The organism is Pseudomonas sp. SWRI22, from assembly GCF_014268395.2.
GTDB classification, from domain to species: domain Bacteria; phylum Pseudomonadota; class Gammaproteobacteria; order Pseudomonadales; family Pseudomonadaceae; genus Aquipseudomonas; species Aquipseudomonas paracarnis.
This window is the reverse complement of sequence record NZ_JABWQK020000002.1, coordinates 760,036-779,181: the sequence shown is the minus strand read 5'-3', so window position 1 is coordinate 779,181 and position 19,146 is coordinate 760,036. Positions and strand designations below refer to the sequence as shown.

Annotated in this window: 6 protein-coding genes; 3 read left to right on the top strand and 3 right to left on the bottom strand. The window is 64.5% G+C overall.

The genetic code is table 11. From position 1 onward, the window contains the following. Positions 1-85: 85 nt before the first annotated feature. On the bottom strand, positions 86-1,405 hold the full coding sequence (locus HU730_RS20890) for an ATP-binding protein (protein ID WP_186527474.1): 1,320 nt from the start codon (positions 1,403-1,405) through the stop codon (positions 86-88). Next, a complete protein-coding gene (locus HU730_RS20885) occupies positions 1,405-2,085 on the bottom strand; it encodes a response regulator (RefSeq protein WP_034126124.1) in 681 nt (226 codons plus the stop codon). The genes HU730_RS20890 and HU730_RS20885 overlap by 1 nt, the downstream gene beginning before the upstream one ends. A 175-nt stretch (positions 2,086-2,260) precedes the next feature. On the opposite strand from HU730_RS20885, the gene dsbD reads away from it, so the two are divergent. The 3 genes from dsbD to dsbG are packed head-to-tail and all read left to right on the top strand — an operon-like array spanning position 2,261 to position 5,570. Next, positions 2,261-3,988, top strand: a complete 1,728-nt coding sequence (dsbD, locus tag HU730_RS20880) for a protein-disulfide reductase DsbD (RefSeq protein ID WP_034126123.1) — start codon at positions 2,261-2,263, stop codon at positions 3,986-3,988. After that, positions 3,988-4,833: a TlpA disulfide reductase family protein gene (locus tag HU730_RS20875; RefSeq protein WP_186527473.1), complete on the top strand. Its 846-nt coding sequence runs from the start codon at positions 3,988-3,990 to the stop codon at positions 4,831-4,833. The genes dsbD and HU730_RS20875 overlap by 1 nt, the downstream gene beginning before the upstream one ends. Continuing rightward, complete coding sequence (dsbG, locus tag HU730_RS20870) at positions 4,809-5,570, top strand: thiol:disulfide interchange protein DsbG (RefSeq protein WP_020302229.1); 762 nt, start codon at positions 4,809-4,811, stop codon at positions 5,568-5,570. Before HU730_RS20875 ends, dsbG begins: the two co-directional genes overlap by 25 nt. 645 nt (positions 5,571-6,215) lie before the next feature. Here the strand turns inward: dsbG and HU730_RS20865 are convergent. Beyond that, complete coding sequence (locus HU730_RS20865; protein WP_186527823.1) at positions 6,216-19,112, bottom strand: non-ribosomal peptide synthetase; 12,897 nt, start codon at positions 19,110-19,112, stop codon at positions 6,216-6,218. Positions 19,113-19,146: the final 34 nt, after the last annotated feature.

The window sequence follows — 19,146 nt, the reverse complement described above, 5'->3', positions numbered from 1 at the left end:
CCGTTCAAGCGCAAAAAAATTACCGCCATCCTGAAGGCTTGGGCCTCAGGCGGGCGGTAATTATTTGCCACGTGAATAGGACTGCTCAGCGCCGCAACGGCATGCCCAGGTCGACCCGCATACCATCGGGCTGGCTGTCGAAGTTCAACGAGCAGGAACAGCGCTGCACGATCGCCTGGACAATCGCCAGGCCCAGGCCACAGCCTTCGCTGCTGCCATTGCGCCAGAAGCGTTGGGTGAGGTATTGCAGGTCTTCGCTGGAGATCTGCTGGCCATGGTCACGCACGCGGAACACCACGTTATCCGGGGTAGAAAACACCTGCAGTTCCACGCGGGTATCGGCCGGGGTATGGCGCAAGGCGTTGTCCAGCAGGTTACGCAAGGCCGCGACGGCAAGGCCCACAGGCATTGCCACTGGAACAGGGGAAAGATCCGGCGCCAGGATCAGATCAATGCGTGAATTGTCGCCGGCGTTGGCATCCTGGATCGCCAACCGGGCGACTTCCTCGGCACTGGACTGCAGGCCATCGTCAAACGACAGGCTGCCCTCCACCCGCGCCAGCAACAACAGTTGCTCCAGGGTGCGATGCAAGCGATCGGCGCCCTCCTCGGCGTGCGCCAGGGACTGGTCGCGGGCCGCGCCCTCGGTCATGCGCGCGACTTGCAGGTGGGTCTTGATCGCGGTCAACGGGCTGCGCAGTTCATGGGCGGCGTCACCGGTCAGGCGACGTTCGCGCTCGATGGTCTTGGCGATGCGCTGCAGCAGTTGGTTCTGGGTGTCGAGCAACGGCTTGAGTTCACTGGGCAGAGGATGAATCTGCAGAGGCTCGAGGGAGTCGACACTGCGCCGCATCAGGGCATCCCGCATACGGTTGAGCGGCACCAGGCTCTGGCCAATGCCCAGCCACAGCAGGCACAGGCAGCCCAGCAATGCCACGCCGACCGGCACCGACGCCGCCAGCAGGATCGACAGGTTGAGGGCTTCACGCTCCACCTGGCGGTCGGCGGTGGTGATCAGCAAGTCGCCACGGGACAGGGTAAAACTGCGCCAGCCCACGCCGTCGATGATCTGGTCGCGAAAGCCGCTGCGGCGCGACTCCAACCCTTCCTCCGGCGTGGTATGACTGCGCGCCAGGATCTCGCCACGCAAGGAGCTGACCTGGCAAGCCATGCCACCCGGCACATTCAGTTGTTCGGTGCGCAAATGCGCGCCCCCGCTGACGCTGGCCAGGCCCGGCATCTGCTCGGTGAGCCCGGCCACCATGCGCGCAGAGGCCACCAGGCGCTGGTCGAGGGAAAACATCATCTGGTTGCGCAAGTCGTTGAGCATCCAGGCGGCCGCCAGCACCCAGATCAGTACAAAAGCGGCGCCCAGCTTGAACGTCAGGCGCAGACGCAAGCTCATCACGGCGTGTTGTCTCCCCCATCAGCCGTACCCAGGCGATAGCCCAGCCCCCTGACGGTTTCCACGATGCCATTGCCCAACTTGCGCCGCAGGTGGTGGATATGCACGTTGAGGGCGTTGCTTTCCAGTTCGTCGCTGAAGCCGTAGACGCTGTCCTTGAGCTGTTCGCTGGACAGTACGCGGCCCTTGTTGTGCAACAGTGCCTGCAACAACGCCTGTTCACGCCGGGACAGATCCACCGGCTGGCCGCCGAGGAAGGTCTCGCGGCTGCTGGGGTCGTAGGCCAGGCGCCCATGTTCGATCAGGTTGACGCTGCGCCCCGCCACCCGGCGCAACAGGGTTTGCAGGCGAGCGGCGAGTTCACGCAAGTCGAAGGGCTTGAGCAGGTAATCGTCGGCGCCGGCTTGCAAGCCATCGACGCGGTTGGTCACCGAGTCCCGCGCGGTGAGGATCAGCACCGGAATGTCCAACCCCTGGCTGCGCTGTTGTTGCAGCAGCTTGAGGCCGTCTTCGTCGGGCAGGCCGAGGTCGAGCACCATGATGTCGAAGGCCGCGGCCTTGAGCATCGCCCGCGCCGCCGAGGCCGTGGCCACGCGCTCCACGGTAAAGCCCTGGGCGGTCAGGCCGGCCACGATGCCACTGGCGATCAGTTCGTCGTCTTCACAGACCAGTACGTGCATGGTTAACCCTTCATGAAAGATGGCGCGATTAGAAAAGCCACGGATTAAGCGCGCATTATGCCGCTAAAGTTCGCAACACCGGACAATCCCTACGCTCTAGAATAGCGGCGGTTAATCATCGGTTAATCAACGCCACACATTGTGTGCCTCACTTGCATCGAACTAAGGCTTGACCATGCGGCATCTGTTTACCTTTCTGCTGGTGTTGTTCGCGGGATTCGCCCAGGCAGCGCCGGGCAGCCCCTTCGAAACCAAACCCGACTTCCTCCCGGTAGGCAAAGCCTTCGCCTTTACCTCCGAACGTCTTGAAAGCGGCGAAACCCAGCTGTTTTGGCAGATTGCCGACGGTTACTACCTGTACCAGCAGCGCATGAAGTTCGACGGCCTGGCCGAAAAACCCGTGCTGCCCGAGGGTGAAGCCCATAGCGACGAGTTCTTTGGTGAACAACAGGTGTATCGCCAGGGCCTGGAAGTGAAGATCCCCGCTGGCACCACCGGCCAGGTCAAGCTCGGCTGGCAGGGCTGCGCCGATGCGGGCCTGTGCTATCCGCCGCAGTCGATCACCGTGGACCTGGGCGGCAACCCGGCCGTCGCCGCGACCGCGCAAGCCCAGGATCAAAGCCTGGCCAGCGGCCTGCAGCAGCGCAGCCTGGGGTGGAGCCTGCTGGTGTTCTTCGGCCTGGGCCTGCTGTTGGCGTTTGCGCCCTGCTCGTTGCCGATGCTGCCGATCCTCGCTGGCCTGGTGGTCGGTAGCGGCGCCAGCCCGCGTCGCGGCTTTGCCCTGGCCGGCAGCTACGTGGTGTGCATGGCGCTGGTGTATGCCGCCCTGGGGGTGATGGCCGCGTTGCTCGGCGCCAACCTGGCGGCGTTACTGCAAACCCCGTGGATCCTCGGCAGCTTTGCGGCGTTGTTCGTGCTGCTCGCCCTGCCGATGTTCGGCTTCTTTGAACTGCAACTGCCCGCCTTCCTGCGCGACCGCCTCGATAACGTCAGCCGCCAGCAAAGCGGTGGCAGCCTGGTAGGTGCCGGTGTGCTCGGCGCGTTGTCCGGCCTGCTGGTGGGGCCGTGCATGACCGCGCCCCTGGCTGGCGCCCTGCTGTACATCGCCCAGAGCGGCAATGCGCTGCACGGGGGGCTGATCCTGTTTGCCATGGGCATCGGTATCGGCATCCCGCTGTTGCTGCTGGTGACTGTGGGCAATCGCTTCCTGCCCAAGCCGGGCACCTGGATGAACGTGCTCAAGGGCATCTTCGGCTTCCTGTTCCTGGGCACCGCGGTGCTGATGATTCGCCCGGTGGTCGGCGACAGCCTGTGGATCGGCCTGTGGGGCGCCTTGGCGCTGGTGATGGCGTACTGTGGCTGGGCGCTGGCCCGTGAGTCCGGCCTGGCGGCCAAGGTATTCGGCGCTGGTTCCCTGGTGCTGGGTCTGTGGGGCGCGGTGCTGGTGGTGGGGGCGGCCGGTGGCAGCGATGAGCTGTGGCAACCCTTGAAGGTCTACAGCGGCTCAAAGGTCGCCGGTGCACCGAGCGCCCACGATGCCTTCACCACGATCAACGACCCGGCCGTGCTGCAAAGCCAGCTCGACAGTGCCAAGGCCCAGGGCCAATGGGTGCTGCTGGACTACTACGCCGACTGGTGCGTGTCGTGCAAGATCATGGAGAAACAGGTGTTCGGCAAACCCGAGGTGATGGACGCGCTCAAAGACGTGCGCCTGTTACGCCTGGACGTCACCGCCGACAACGCCGCCAGCCGCGAGCTGCTGGGCCGCTACAAAGTGCCAGGGCCACCGAGCTTCGTGTGGATCGGCCCGGACGGTGAAGAACGCCGCGCCCAACGCATCACCGGCGAAGTAGACGCCGCCGCCTTCCTGCAACGCTGGACCCAGACGCGGGACGCTCTCTGATGCTGACCCTCACCATCGGCACCTTCGCCATCGCCCTGAATCACCTGCTGCTGATCAGCGCGCTGATTCTCGCCACCCTGGTGGGCTGGCGCGTGGCCAAGCGCGGCGGCGAAAACCCGGAGTCGGTGCTGTTCAGCCTGTTTCTGCTGGGCCTGCTCGCCGCCCGCGTCAGCTTTGTGCTGATGTACTGGAGTTATTACAGCCACGACTGGGTGGAGATGGTCGACCTGCGTGACGGCGGCTTTCTCGCCTGGCCCGGGATCATCGCGCTGATCCTCGGCGCGCTGGTCTACGGCTGGCGTCGCCCTGCCCTGCGCAAGCCGCTCAGCGCCGGGGTGATCACCGGCCTGGTGTTCTGGGGCATGACCAGCCTGTCCCTCAGTCTGTACGAAAAAGGCACGCGCCTGCCGGATATCACCCTGCGCAATGCCAATGGCGAGGTGGTGCAACTGGCGGATTATCAAGGCGGCCCGTTGGTGATCAACCTCTGGGCCACCTGGTGCCCGCCGTGCCGACGCGAAATGCCGGTGCTGGAAAACGCCCAGCGCATGCGCCCCGATGTGACCTTCCTGTTCGTCAACCAGGCCGAAAGCATGCAAAGCGTCAGCACTTACCTGGCCACCCAGGGCCTGAACCTCGACAACGTGCTGTTCGACGCCAGCGGCCGCCTCGGCCAGGCCGTGGGTTCCATGGCGCTGCCGACTACGTTGTTCTACCAAACCGATGGGCGCCTGATCAACAGCCACCTGGGCGAACTCTCCGAAGCCAGCCTGGCCCGTGCCATGGAACCCTTCGACAACACCACGACAAGGAAACCGACATGCCTCGCCTCCGCCACCTGCTGACCCTGCTGCCTTTGACGCTAGCCGCTACGCTGGCCCAGGCCGAAGACCTGCCGGCCCCGATCAAACAGATCGAAGCCAAAGGTGCCAAGATCATCGGCAAATTCGATGCCCCCAGCGGCCTCACCGGCTACGCCGCCCAGTACCAGAACCGTGGCATGGCCCTGTACCTGACCGCCGACGGCAAGCACGTGATCGCGGGCAACCTGTACGACGCCCAAGGCAATGACCTGAGCACCGCGCCCCTGGAAAAACTGGTGTACGCGCCGATGGCCAAGGAAGTCTGGGCCAAGATGGAAAACAGCAGCTGGATCCAGGACGGCGATAAAAACGCCCCGCGCACCGTCTACCTGTTCAGCGACCCCAACTGCCCGTACTGCAACATGTTCTGGGAACAGGCCCGCCCGTGGGTGAAGGCCGGCAAGGTGCAGTTGCGCCACATCATGGTCGGCATCATCCGCGAAGACAGCCCAGGCAAATCCGCCGCCCTGCTCGCCGCCAAAGACCCGCAAAAAGCCCTGCAAGAACACGAAGCCGCCGGCAAGGGCAGCAAGCTCAAGGCGCTGGAAAAGATCCCGGCCGAGGTCGAGGCCAAGCTTGATGCCAATATGAAGCTGATGGATGAACTGGAGCTGTCGGCGACGCCGGCGATCTTCTATCTGGATGACAAGGGTGGGTTGCAGCAGCAGCAAGGGGCGCCTTCGCCGGATAAGTTAGTGAAGATTCTCGGACCAAAATAAGCGCCGCCATCGCGGGCGCCATCGCAGGCAAGCCAGCTCCCACATTTGAATGTATTCACAACTCAAAATGTGGGAGCTGGCTTGCCTGCGATGAGCATAGGTATCTACACAACTTTGTGGGTTGTAACAGCAGACGGTAACCACGATGCGAAGCGAGTCGCTCTTGATCTGCTTTTGATCTTGATCTCAGGCGCCCCGTTAAACCACGCTGGCCGAACGCAGGCTTGAATTCGTGGGTAACCCGGCAGGACGCCGGGTTAGCCGCCCCGCGCCATGGATGGCGCGTGGCGGCGGCCCACGGATTCAAGCCTGTGTTCGGGCACACCGAGCCTAAGCGAGGTGCCGAGTGGTGGGGCAAGAGCGTTTTGCTTACTTTTGTCTGGGCCGGCATTCCGGCTTTTCAAAAGTGAGCCGCTGTAAAAGCGGAACCCTAAGTGGCCGTTACCGCAGGAATGGATATGTACTCGGTATAACTGCGTCGGCTGTCAGGCCGCCATCGCAGGCAAGCCAGCTCCCACATTTGGATCGCGGTGCACCAGCTCGATCAGCGTCGGCTGCCAGGCCGTCACGGGAGCAAGCTCCCTCGCCACAGGTCCAGCTGTGTAGATGCCTATGCTGCAATGAGGCCCTGACAGACAACGAAGATCAAAGCCCCTCCAACTCCGCCATCAAATCGCTCAACCGATCCACCTTCTCGGCACTGATCTCATTGCCCTCCACCCCCTCGATATACTCGGCCAACTCCGCCACGGTGCTGCACTCGAACATCGCCCGCAACGGCACATCGCGTTGCAGTGTCTTCTGCACCCGCGAGGCAATCTGCGTGGCCAGCAGCGAGTGCCCGCCCAGTTCGAAGAAGTTGTCCTGCACCCCGACCCGCTCGACCTTCAGCACCTCGGCCCAGATACCCGCCAACGTGGTTTCCAGTTCAGTGCACGGCGCCACATAGTCCTGATTGTGCAACTGGCCGATCTCCAGGGCCGGCAGGGCCTTGCGGTCGAGCTTGCCGTTGGCATTCAGGGGCAGGCGGTCAAGCCATAGCCAATGCAGTGGCACCATGTATTCCGGCAGTTCGGCACGCAGGCGTTGCTTGATGCGCTCCAACTGCTCGCTCGGGTCGAGTGTGGCATCGGCGGCCACCAGGTAGCCGACCAGATGTTTGCCATTGGCCCCCTCTTGCACACCCACCGCCGCGTCGCGCACGAGGGGTTGTTCATGCAGGCGCGCTTCGATTTCACCCAGTTCGATGCGGTAGCCGCGAATCTTCACCTGGTGGTCGATACGACCGACATACTCCAGCACCCCATCGCTGCGACGCCGTGCCAGGTCGCCGGTACGGTAGAGGCGCTCACCAGGCGCGCCAAAGGGGTTGGGTACAAACACCTGGGCGGTGCGCAGCGGATCGCTGACATAGCCACGACCGACACCGGTGCCGGCGACGCACAGCTCGCCCACCGCCCCTTGAGGCACCAGCTCTAAAGCGCCGTCCAGCAGGTACAAGCGGTTGTTGTCGGTCGGCGTACCAATCGGCAGGTAAGTGCCACGGGTCGACGCCAGATCGACGCGGAAGAACGCCACATCATCGGAGCATTCCGCCGGGCCGTAGGCATTCACCAGGCCAATCTGCGGGTAACGCAGCAGCCACTGATGGGCCAGCTCAGGTGGCATGGCCTCCCCGGTCGGCAACATCCAGCGCAGGCCCTCGAGGCTGATACGCTCCTGGGCCAGCATGCCCTGGATCAGCGACGGCACACTCTCCAGCACGGTGATGCCCTGTGCTTGAACATGGGCCAGCAACCCTTGCGGATCATGGGCGATGGTATTGGGCACAATGTCCACCCGTGCGCCAAACAGCGGCGCGGCGAGGAACTGCCACACGGAAATATCGAAGCTTTGCGACGCGGTCTGGGCAATCACATCGGCATCGCTCAGGTTGAGGTACGGCACCTTGCTCAACTGGTTATTGAGCATGCCACGCTGTTCGACCATCACGCCCTTGGGCAAGCCGGTGGAACCCGAGGTGTAGATCACGTAGGCAAGATTGTCCGGGCCGCTGTAGACACCGGGGTTTTCGCCACGGGCGGGCACTTCCTCCCACACCAGCAGTTGGCAATCAACCCCTTGCAGCAACTCGACGGCCTGCTCGCGGCACGCCTCGGTGCACACCAGCAGCGGCGTGCGGCTCATGTCGATGATGCGGCTCAGGCGCGGGCCGGGCAGCCCTGGGTCCAGCGGCAGGTAACCGGCACCGGCCTTGAAGCTGCCGATGATCATGCCGAGCAAGTCCAACCCACGTTCAGCCAGCAACGCCACCGGTTGGTCCAGGCCCACACCGGCCGCAATCAACGCGTGGCCCAGGCCGTTACTGCGGCGGTTCAGTTCGTCGTAGCTCCATTGCTGGTCCAGGCAACTGGCGGCGATGCGCTGCGGATGCTCTGCCACCTGGGCCTCGAACAGCTCGATGTAGCTCGTCTCCAGCGGATAGGCTCGCTCACTCTGGTTACAGCCCGCCACCAGGAATTCACGTTCCTGCTCGCCAATCAGCGCCAGCTCGGCCATGTCGCCATGGAAGCCCTGCACCAGCGCCAGCAACAGGCGCTTGAACTCAGCGAGCATGCCTTGCACGGTGCTTTCGTCGAAATAACGCTGGTCGTAGGACAGGTGCAAACCGAGGTCATCGCCGGGGTAGCACACCGCCGTCAGCGGGAAGTTGGTGTGGGTACGCCCGGAATCCGAGGTGGCGTTCAGGCTTTGTGCACGGTCCAGCACCGAGACTTCCACTGGCGCGTTCTCAAACACAAACAGGCTGTCGAACAGCGGCTGGCCTTTGGGCAATTCGCTGTGTTCCTGGATCGTCACCAACGGAAGGTATTCGTACTCGCGCAGTTGCATATTGCTGTCGAGCAAGGCGCTCAACCACTGGCGCACGCTGCACGTCTGGCCGTCCTCGGGCAGTTTCACCCGCAGCGCGATACTGTTGATAAACAGCCCCACGGTGCGTTGCATCTCGGGCATGTCCACCGGGCGCCCGGCCACGGTGACGCCGAACAGCACGTCGCGATCGCCACTCAAACGCCGCAGCACCAAGGCCCACGCCGCCTGGGCGAAGGTGTTGACGGTGAGCTGATGCGCCTGGGCCAGTTCGCGCAGTTGCGCACCGTCGCGGGCATCCAGGCGGGTGTAGCAGTCGCCCACCACCATGCCGCCACTGCCACCGGCGTGTTCGCGCAGGAACGGGCGGTCACTCGGGATCGGCGTGGCGCGCTCGAAGCCTTGCAAGTTTTGCTGCCACCACTGGCGCGCCTCGTTGAGGTCCTGGCGTTGCAGCCAGGCAATGTAGTCGCGATAGCGCGGCGGCGTCGCCAGTTGCGCATCGCGGCCTTCGCCCAGGGCTGTGTAGATATCGAAGAAGTCATTCATCAGCAGCGAACGGCACCAGGCATCGATCAGGATGTGGTGGTTGCTCATCATGAACCAGTAGCGCGCCTCGCCCACGCGAATCAGGCGCAAGTGGAAAGGCGCCTGGTTGAGCAGGTCAAAACCGGCTTCGCGCTCGGCCTTGAGCAAGGCTTGCAGACGCGGCTCCTGCTGATCCTGCGGGTCGGCGCTCCAGTCCAGGTACTCGATCGGCGTACTGCCGGGCTTGTGGATCACTTGCAGCATGTCTTCGCCGACGTTCCAGCAGAACGAGGCGCGCAAGGCTTCGTGGCGGGCGATCACCGCTTGCCAGGACTGTGCAAAACGCTTCGGGTCCAGGGCGCTGTTGATGCGGTAGCGGTCCTGCATGTAATACAGGCCAGTGCCGGGCTCCAGCAGGGTGTGCAGCAGCAAGCCCTCCTGCATCGGGGTCAGCGGGTAGACGTCTTCGATGGCGCTGGCCGGTACCGGCAAGGCGTCCAGTTGCACCTGGGTCAGGTGCGCCAGGGGGAAGTCGGACGGCGTGAGGCCGCCGGCATCGTCCTGCAGGCAATGAGCGATCAGGCTGTGCAATTCGGCCAGGTAAGCTTCGGCCAGATCGCCAATCACCTGCTGATCATGCCGCTCACGGCTGAACGTCCAGCGTAGCACCAGCTCGCCGCCGTAGACCTGGCTGTCGATGCTCAGTTCATTGGGCAACGGCGCATCCGGGTCATGGGCCAGGCCGGCGGATTCCTCCAGCGGGTGGAACAGTGCCTCAGTGCCAAAGCTCTGGTCGAACTGACCCAGGTAGTTGAAGGTGACCTGCGCGCTCGGCAATGCGGCCATGCTCTGCTTGCACAGGTCATCGGCCAGGTAACGCAGCACGCCATACCCCAAACCTTTATGGGGCACGCCACGCAGTTGCTCCTTGATCGCCTTGATCGAGTCGCCCTGCTCGGCCTGCGGCGTCAGACGCAACGGATAGGCACTGGTGAACCAGCCCACGCTGCGGGTCAGGTCGATATCATCGAACAAGGTTTCGCGGCCATGGCCTTCCAGTTGGATCAGTGCCGAGGCCTGCCCGCTCCAGCGGCACAGTACGCGGGCCAGGGCGGTCAGCAACAGGTCGTTGACCTGGGTGCGATAGGCACTCGGCGCCTGTTGCAGCAACTGCCGGGTGCGCTCGGCATCCAGGCGCACGCTAACCGTTTCGGCATCGCTATTGCGCCGTGCGCCTTGGGGACGCTGTACTGGCAAGGCCACGGTGGGGCCAGCTAGTTGCGCTTGCCACAGGCTCAACTCTTCGCGCAAGGACTCACTGTGGGCATAGGCTTGCAAGCGCGCAGCCCAATCGCGCAGCGCGCTGGTTTTGGCCGGCAGGCTGACGGACTGGCCTTCACTGAGTTGGCGATAAACATTTTGCAGGTCTTCCAGCAGGACGCGCCACGACACGCCGTCCACCACCAGGTGATGGATGGCGATCAGCAAGCGCTGCTGGCCTTGCGGCCCGTCCACCAGCAAGGCGCGCAGCAGCGGCCCCTGTGCCAGGTCGAGGCTGCGCTGAGTGTCGGTGAACAACGCCGTGCACGCCTGCATGTCGCGCACCTGCGCCTGCAGCAGCACGCCGCCTTCCGGCACGCCCAGGTGTTCGGCATGCCATTGCGCATCGCGCGGGGTAAAGCTCAAGCGCAGCGCGTCGTGGTGTTCCAGCACCGCCAGCAGCGCTTGCTCCAGGCGATGGGCATCGAGCAGTTGCAGTGGCTTGAGCACCAACGCCTGGTTCCAGTGCTGGCGCGCCGGGATATCGGTGTCGAAGAACCAGTGCTGAATCGGCGTGAGGCCCGAGGGGCCGGTCAGCAGCCCTTGCTCGGCGATGACGCGCTCCGAACGGGTCGACACAGCAGCCAGGCTCTGTACCGTCTGGTGCTGGAACAGGTCACGGGGGCTGAAATGAATGCCGGCCTGCCGCGCCCGGCTCACCACCTGGATCGACAGAATCGAGTCGCCGCCCAGTTCAAAGAAGTTATCGTCGAGGCCCACTTGCTCCACGTTCAGCACCGCGCACCAGATGGCGGCCAGGCTGTGTTCCAGCTCGCTGCGCGGCGCCACGTAGGCTTGGCGATTGGCCTCTGGGTCCGGCTCAGGCAAGGCGCGGCGGTCGAGCTTGCCGTTGGCGGTCAGCGGCATGCTCTGCAGCACGATCAGATGCGCGGGCACCATGTAGTCCGGTAGTTGCGCCTTGAGGTGCGCCTTCAACGCGTCGCGCAAGGCGGCGTGCTCGGCATCGCTGACCAGGTACGCCACCAATTGCTTGCCGCTCGGCGCATCCAGTGCCAGCACCACCGCTTCGCGCACAGCTTCATGTTCGAGCAAGCGCGTTTCGATTTCGCCCAGCTCGATGCGAAAACCGCGGATCTTCACCTGATGGTCGATGCGCCCCAGGTACTCCACCAGGCCATCGGCGCGTTGCCGTACCAAGTCGCCTGTGCGGTACAGGCGCCCGCCCTTGCCAGCAAACGGGTCTGCGACAAAGCGCTCCGCCGTCATCCCCGGCCGCTGATGATAACCCTGGGCCAGGCCGGCGCCACCGATGTACAGCTCACCGCTGGCGCCCTGGGGCACCAGCGCCAGGTCGGCGTCGAGAATGTAAGCCACGCGCTCGCCGACGATGCTGCCGATCGGCACGCTGCCAGCGCCCTCCTCCAACTGCTCGGGCGCCAGGCTGGCCAGGGGCATCACCACGGTTTCGGTGGGACCGTAGGCGTTGAAGAACAGCTGGGGCGTAAACGCCGCACGGATGCGTTGCAGGTGTTCGCCGGTCAAGGCTTCGCCACCGGTGATGCACATGCGCACCGGCAGCGTCTGTTGCTGGGTCGCCAGCCACTGCGCCAACTGGCTGCCGTAGCTCGGGGTGAAACCGAGCACATTGATGCGATGGGTACGGATCAGCGCGCAGATTTCCTCCGCATCCCACTGGCCCTGGGCGCGCAATACCACCCGCGCCCCGCACAGCAGCGGCACCAGCAAACGCTCGGTGGCAGCATCGAAGTTGATCGAGTAAAAGTGCAGCTCGCAGTCATCCGGGCGCATATCAAAGCGCTCGATCACCGCCTGGCAATGCATGGCGATCTCACCGTGGGACACCACCACGCCTTTGGGCTTGCCCGTGGAACCCGAGGTGTAGATGAGGTACGCCTGGTGTTGCGCCAGACTCACGAACGCCAGCGCTTCGGCGGGGTAATTCGCCAGCACCGGCGAGTCATCCTCCAGGCACCAGCACGCCACCGTCGCCGGCAACTCACCAAGAGCTTCGAACAGGGCCGCATCACTGAGCAGCAGACCGATGTCACTGTCTTCGATCATGTAATGCAGGCGGTCCAGCGGGTATTCCGGGTCCAACGGCACATAGGCACCGCCGGCCTTGAGGATCGCCAGCAAACCGACGACCATTTCCAGCGAACGCGGCAGCGCCAGGCCCACGCGCATCTGCGGGCCCACGCCACGCTCGCGCAGCATCCAGGCCAGGCGGTTGGCGCGCTCATCCAGTTGCGCATACGAGAGGGTCACACCGGCAAAGGTCAGCGCCGGGGCATCCGGCCGCTGGCTGGCCTGCTGGCTGAACAGTTGATGGATGCACTGGTCGAGGCGATGCTCGCCCTTCTCCACCCCCAGGCTGTCCTGCAAGGCGCGTTGTTCATCTGCGCTCAGCAACGGCAATTCGCTGAGGCGCTGGCCGGGATCGGCGACCAACGCTTCGAGCAGGTTGCGCCAATGCTCGGCCATGCGCGCGATACGCGGCTCGTCGAACAGGTCGGTGCTGTAGGTCAGGCAGCAACCCAGGCGATGGTCGAGGTCGGTGACTTCCAGGTTGAGGTCGAACTTGGTCGCCCGCGCATCGTTGGCCAGGTACTCCACGGTCATGCCAGCCAGTTGGCGGCTTTGCTGGAATTCCCAGCGCTGCACGTTGCACATCACCTGGAACAACGGGTTGTACGCCGCGCTGCGCGGCGGTTGCAGGGCTTCCACCAGATGGTCGAACGGCAGGTCCTGGTGGGACTGGCCCTCGATCACGGTATGGCGCACCTGCTCGAACAACTCGCTGACCTGCATCTGCCCATTGAGCTGGCAACGCAGCACCTGGGTATTGAGGAACGCGCCAATCAAGCCTTCGCTTTCCGGGCGGATACGGTTGGCCACTGGCGCGCCGATGCGCAGGTCGGTCTGGCCGCTGTAGCGGTAGAGCAACACCGCCAGGGTCGCGGTCATGGTCATGAACAGCGTGAGGCCGTACTGGGCGTTGAAGGCACGCACGCGGGCGGCCAGCTCATCGCTCAAATCAAACCGGTACAGCTCGCCCCGATGGCTTTGCACCGGTGGCCGCGGACGGTCGCCGGGCAGTTCCAGCAATGGGTGTTCGTTGCCCAGTTGGGCGGTCCAGTAGTCCAGCTGACGCTGGCGCTCACCGGCTTCCATCCACTGGCGTTGCCACACGCTATAGTCGAGGTACTGCACCGGCAACGCTGGCAGCGGTGAGTCGCGCTCGTCGATAAAGGCTTCGTACAAGGCGCTGAGTTCACGGGCAAAGATGTCCATTGCCCAGCCTTCGGTGACGATATGGTGCAGGGTCAGCACCAGGTAATGTTCCTGCTCGCCGGCCTTGACCAGGCAGGCGCGCAACAGCGGCCCGGTTTCCAGGTTGAACGGCGTGTGCGCCTCGACATCGGCCAGTTGCTGCAAACGCTGCTGGCGCTGCGGCTCATTCAGCGCGGAGAAATCCTGCCAGTCCATGCGCACGCCGGTTTGCGCCGAGACCTTCTGACACGCCACACCATCGACACTTGGGAAGGTGGTGCGCAGGGTTTCGTGACGCATGATCAAGGCCTGCAAGGCGGCCTCGAAACGCCCCACATCCAGTACCCCGCGCAGGCGCGCCATGCCGCCGACGTTGTAGGCCGGGCTGTCCGGTTCCATCTGCCAGAGGAACCACATGCGCTGCTGGGAATAGGACAAGGGGACCGGCTGGCTGCGGTCGACTTTGGCGATGGCAGTCTGTTGGTTGCGCTGGCCCGCCGCCTGGATCAGCCCGACCTGCTGGGCAAAATCGCCCAGCTCGCTGGCTTCGAACAGGGTGCGCAGGGGCAGTTCGACGTCACAGGCCTGGCGGGTGCGAGAGATGATTTGCGTGGCCAGCAACGAGTGCCCGCCGAGTGCGAAAAAGTCATCGCGCAGGCCGATGCGTGGCAGGCCAAGCACCTCGCGCCAGATCGCGGCGATTTGCAGTTGCAAAGGTGTGTGCGGTTCGACGTGTTCGCGGGTTTGCCATACCGGCTCTGGCAAGGCACGCCGGTCGAGCTTGCCGCTGGGGCTCAGGGGCATGGCGTCCAGGCGCATCAGCAGCGCGGGCACCATGTACTCCGGCAACTCGGCGGCCAGGGCAGTTTTGACCCTTTGCTCATCCAGTTCGGTGTCGGCGGTGTAGTAGCCGATCAACTGTGCATCACGCACCAGCACCACGGCCTGGGCAATGCCTACCTGGGCCAGCAGGCGCGCTTCGATTTCTTCCGGCTCCACCCGGAACCCCCGCAGTTTGACCTGCTGATCGAGGCGCCCGAGGTATTCGAGCACGCCATCGGCGTTCCAGCGCGCACGGTCACCGGTGCGATACAAGCGGGTGCCCGCCGCGCCCAGCGGGTCGGCGACAAAACGTTCGGCCGTCAGCCCGGCACGGCCCAGGTAACCCCGCGCCAGGCCGATACCGCCGATGCACAGTTCGCCCGGCACACCGGCCGGCAACGGGTTGAGCTGCTCGTCCAGTACGCGGCAGATCACATTGCCCAACGGCCGACCAATCGGCGAGCGCTCGCCATCCGAGACGGCGCACTGCCAGTGGGTGACGTTGATCGCGGTTTCGGTCGGGCCATAGCGGTTGTGCAACTGCACCGCTGGCAAGCGCGCCAGTACGCGGTTACGCAGTTCGGCGGGCAAGGCTTCGCCGCCGGAGAACAGGCGACGCAGGCTGGTGCATTCGGCCACCAGCGGCTCGTCGATAAACAGCTGCAACAGCGGCGGCACGAAGTGCAGCGTGGTCACCCCATGTTCCTGCACAAGCTGCGCGATGCGGTGCGGGTCGCGATGTTCGCCCGGCCCGGCCAATACCAGGCGGCAGCCAGTAATCAATGGCCAGAAGCATTCCCACACCGACACGTCGAAACTGATCGGCGCCTTTTGCATCAGCACATCGGTTTCGTTCAGTTGATAGGTGGCCTGCATCCACTGCAAACGCTCGGCCAGGGCGCCGTGGGTGTTGCCCACGCCTTTGGGTTGGCCGGTGGAACCGGAGGTGTAGATCACGTAGGCGAGGTTATCGCCGTGCAGGTGCAAGCCTGGCGCCTGGGTCGGCCAGCTGTCGAGGTGCAGGCTGTCCATGGCAATCACGCACACGCCTTCGGCGCTGGGCAGTTGGGGCAGCAACGCGGTCTGGGTGAGCAGCAGTTGCACGCCGCTGTCCTTGAGCATGTAGGCCAGGCGTTCGGCGGGGTAATCCGGGTCCAGCGGCACGTAGGCGCCACCGGCCTTGATGATGGCGAGCAGGCCGATCAGCAGTTGCGGCGAACGCTCGGCGGCGATGGCCACGCACACGTCCGGGCCGACGCCTTTGTCGCGCAGGTAATGGGCCAGGCGGTTGGCCTGGGTGTGCAATTGGGCGAATGTCAGGCTGCCGTCCTGCCAGACCAATGCGGTGGCGTCCGACGTCTGCTGATTGAGCAGCTCGGGCAGCCAGTGCCGGGCCGGCGCGCAGGGGGCTTCGCTCCAGGGTTGCTGTTCGTCAGCCTGCATCAACGGCAGATCGCCGATGGCGTGTTGTGGTTGCGTACACACAGCTTGAAGTAGATGGATGAAGTGCTCGGCCAGACGCTGGATGGTCGCGCAATCGAACAGCTCGTCGGCGTAGTCGAACGACAGGCTCAAGCGCCCATTGCGATCTTCTTCGCTGTGCAGTTGCAGGTCGAACTTGGCTTCGCGGCTGTGCCAGGGCAACTCATCGGCCAGCAGGCCCGGCAGGCGGCGCAAGGCACTGAGGTCGCGCTGCTGGTGGTTGAACATGACCTGGAACAGGCCCTGCTCGCGGGCCTGGGGGAAGGCTTCCAGCAGTTGTTCGAAGGGCAGGTCCTGATGCGCCTGGGCGGCCAATGTGGTCTCGCGGGTGGCGGCCAACAACTGATTGAACGGCAGGCGCCCGTCCAGTTCGGCGCGCAGCACCAGGGTGTTGATAAAGAAGCCGATCAGGCCCTGGGTTTCATGGCGTGGGCGGTTGGCATTGGGCACGCCGATACGGATGTCGCGTTGGCCGCTGTAGCGATAGAGCAAGGTCTGGAACGTCGCCAGCAGCAGCATGAACGGTGTTGAGTCATGAGCCTGGGCGGTCTGGCGGATCGCCGCACTGAGGCGCGCATCCAGGCGCTGGCGATGGCGCGAGGCGCTGTGCCGATGCTGGGCGGCACGCGGGTGATCGGTGGCCAGGTTCAGGGCCGGGTGCTCGTCACCCAACTGCGCTTTCCAGTACGTCAGCTGTCGCTGGCCCTCGCCTTCGGCCAGCCATTGGCGCTGCCAGGTGCCGTAGTCGGCGTATTGCAAGGCCAGCGGCGGCAACTCCAGGGACTGGCCTTGGGCGGCAGCGGCGTACAGGCGCGAGAACTCGTCGATCAGGATATTCAGCGACCAACCGTCGGCAATGATGTGGTGCAAGGTCACCAGCAATTGGTGCTCTTCGTCGTCCAGGCGCACCAGGGTGACCCGCAGCAACGGGCCTGTTTCCAGGTCGAACGGGCTGCGCGCCTGGTCTTCGCGAACCTCTTGCGCACGGGCTTCGCGCTCGGTGTTGGGCAGGTCGCTGAGGTCGATGATCGACAGTTCGAAATCCGCCGTAGCCTCGACACGCTGGAACGCCTGGCCGTCGCGCTCGCAGAAGCGCGTGCGCAGGGCTTCGTGACGCTGGATCAGTTGCTGGAAGCTGTGGCGCAGTGCGTCTTCATCCAGCTCGCCGCGCAGGTGCAAGGCGCCGGGAATGGTGTAGGCACTGCTGTGAGGGTCCAATTGCCAGGTGATCCACAGGCGGTTCTGTGCCAGGGATTGGGGCAGGTCTTCTTGACGTGACAGCACGTGGATTGCGCCTTGGGCCACGCCGCCATCCTGTTGCAGCTGCGCGACGGCCGTGGCGAAGGCGGCGAGGGTCGGCGCTTCGAACAACAGGCGCAGGTTCAGCTCCAGCCCCAGGCTTTCGCGCAGGCGGGCGACCACTTGGGTCGCGGTGATGGAGTTGCCCCCCAGCAGGAAAAAGTGATCGTCGCCCGCCACATGAGCCAGTTGCAGTTGTTCGCACCAGATCGCCGCGATCTGCTGTTGCAGGTCCGATTCCAGCGCCACTTCGCTCGCCTGCCCCGGCTGCCCGGGGAACTGCGCGTAGCTGTCGAGGCTGCCATCGGCATGCCGAATCGCACAGGCGGCACGCTGCACTTTGCCGCTGGAGGTCTTCGGCAAAGCGCCTGGGTTGAGCAGCACCACCACGCTCGGGGCTTGCTGGCAGGCCTCGGCCACGGCTTGGCGGATCGCCTTGATCAGCGCTTCGGGCGGCAGGATTTTCTGCACGCTGCGGCTGATTTCCGCGGCGATGCCGATGCCTTCCAGGCCCTGGTCATTGACCGCAAACGCGGCGACCCGGCCCTTGCGCACCACTTCCACTTCGCGCTCGATGGTCTGTTCGATGTCTTGGGGGTAGAGGTTATGGCCGCGCACGATCAGCAGGTCTTTCAGGCGCCCGGTGATGTACACCTCACCGTCGCGGATAAAACCCAGGTCACCGGTGCGCAACCAGGTGCGGCCAGCATGCTGGACGAAGGTCTTGGCGCTGGCTTGCGGGTTGCGCCAGTAGCCGTGGGCGATGCTCGGGCCCGTGGCCCAGAGTTCGCCGACGCACTGGTCGGGCAGCTCGGTGAGGGTGTGCGGGTCGGCGATCAGCACGGCGTGGTCCGGCTGGCTGGTGCCGCAACTCATGATCGCAGGGCCCTGCCCCGGTTCGGCACGGTTGGCGGCGAGCGCCTGTTCGTCCAGGCGCAGGGCGGGAATGCCACGGCCACGGGTACCGCCGGCGACAAACAGGGTGGCCTCGGCCAGGCCGTAGGAGGCGAAGAAATTATTCGGGGTGAAACCACAGGCCGCGAATTTTTCCGCAAAGCGTTCCAGGGTGTCGAGGCGGATCGGCTCGGAACCCGAATAGGCGACGCGCCAGCGGCTCAAATCCAGGCGCTCCAGGGCCGACTCACTGACTCGTTCGCTGCACAGGCGGTAGGCGAAGTCCGGGCCACCGCTGATGGTGCCGCCGTATTCGCTGATCGCCTCCAGCCAGCGCAAAGGTCGGCCAAGGAAGTAGGCCGGCGACATCAACACGCAGGGCACGCCGCTGAAGATCGGTTGCAGCAGGCCGCCGATCAGGCCCATGTCGTGGTACAGCGGCAACCAACTGACGATCACGTCATCGGGGTTGAGGTCGATGCCAAAACCACGGCGGATCAGCACTTCGTTGGCCACCAGGTTGCCGTGGCTGACTTGCACGCCCTTGGGCAATGCGGTGGAGCCGGAGGTGTATTGCAGGAACGCGATGTCGTCGGCCTTGAGGTCGGGCTCGACCCACTGGTCGGCCTGCTGCGCCTCCAGGGTGTCGACGCTCAACACCTTGGGCGCGTTTTCAATCTGCGCCAGGCCCTCGCTGAGGCTGGCAATGGTCAACAGCAGCCGCGGCTCAGCATCGCTGATGATCGACAGCAGGCGCTCCTGGTGATGACGACGCGTGGATTCCGGTGGATACGCCGGCACCGCGATCACCCCGGCGTACAGGCAACCAAAGAACGCCGCCACATAGTCCGGGCCGCTCGGGAACAGCAACACCGCACGTTCGCCCAGGCCAGCGTTGGCTTGCAAGGCAGCGGCGATGGTGCGGGCGCGTTGGTCGAGGTCGCGATAACTGAGCACCACACTGTGCTCGGCACTCTCGGCGAGGAAGCGCAACGCCACCTGGTCCGGCGTCTGCGCAGCACGCTGTTGAAGGGACTGGACCAGGGTGCGGGGGAGTTCGAAGGCGTCCATCATGGGGTTCCTGCCTGAAATCGGCTTACGGGAAATT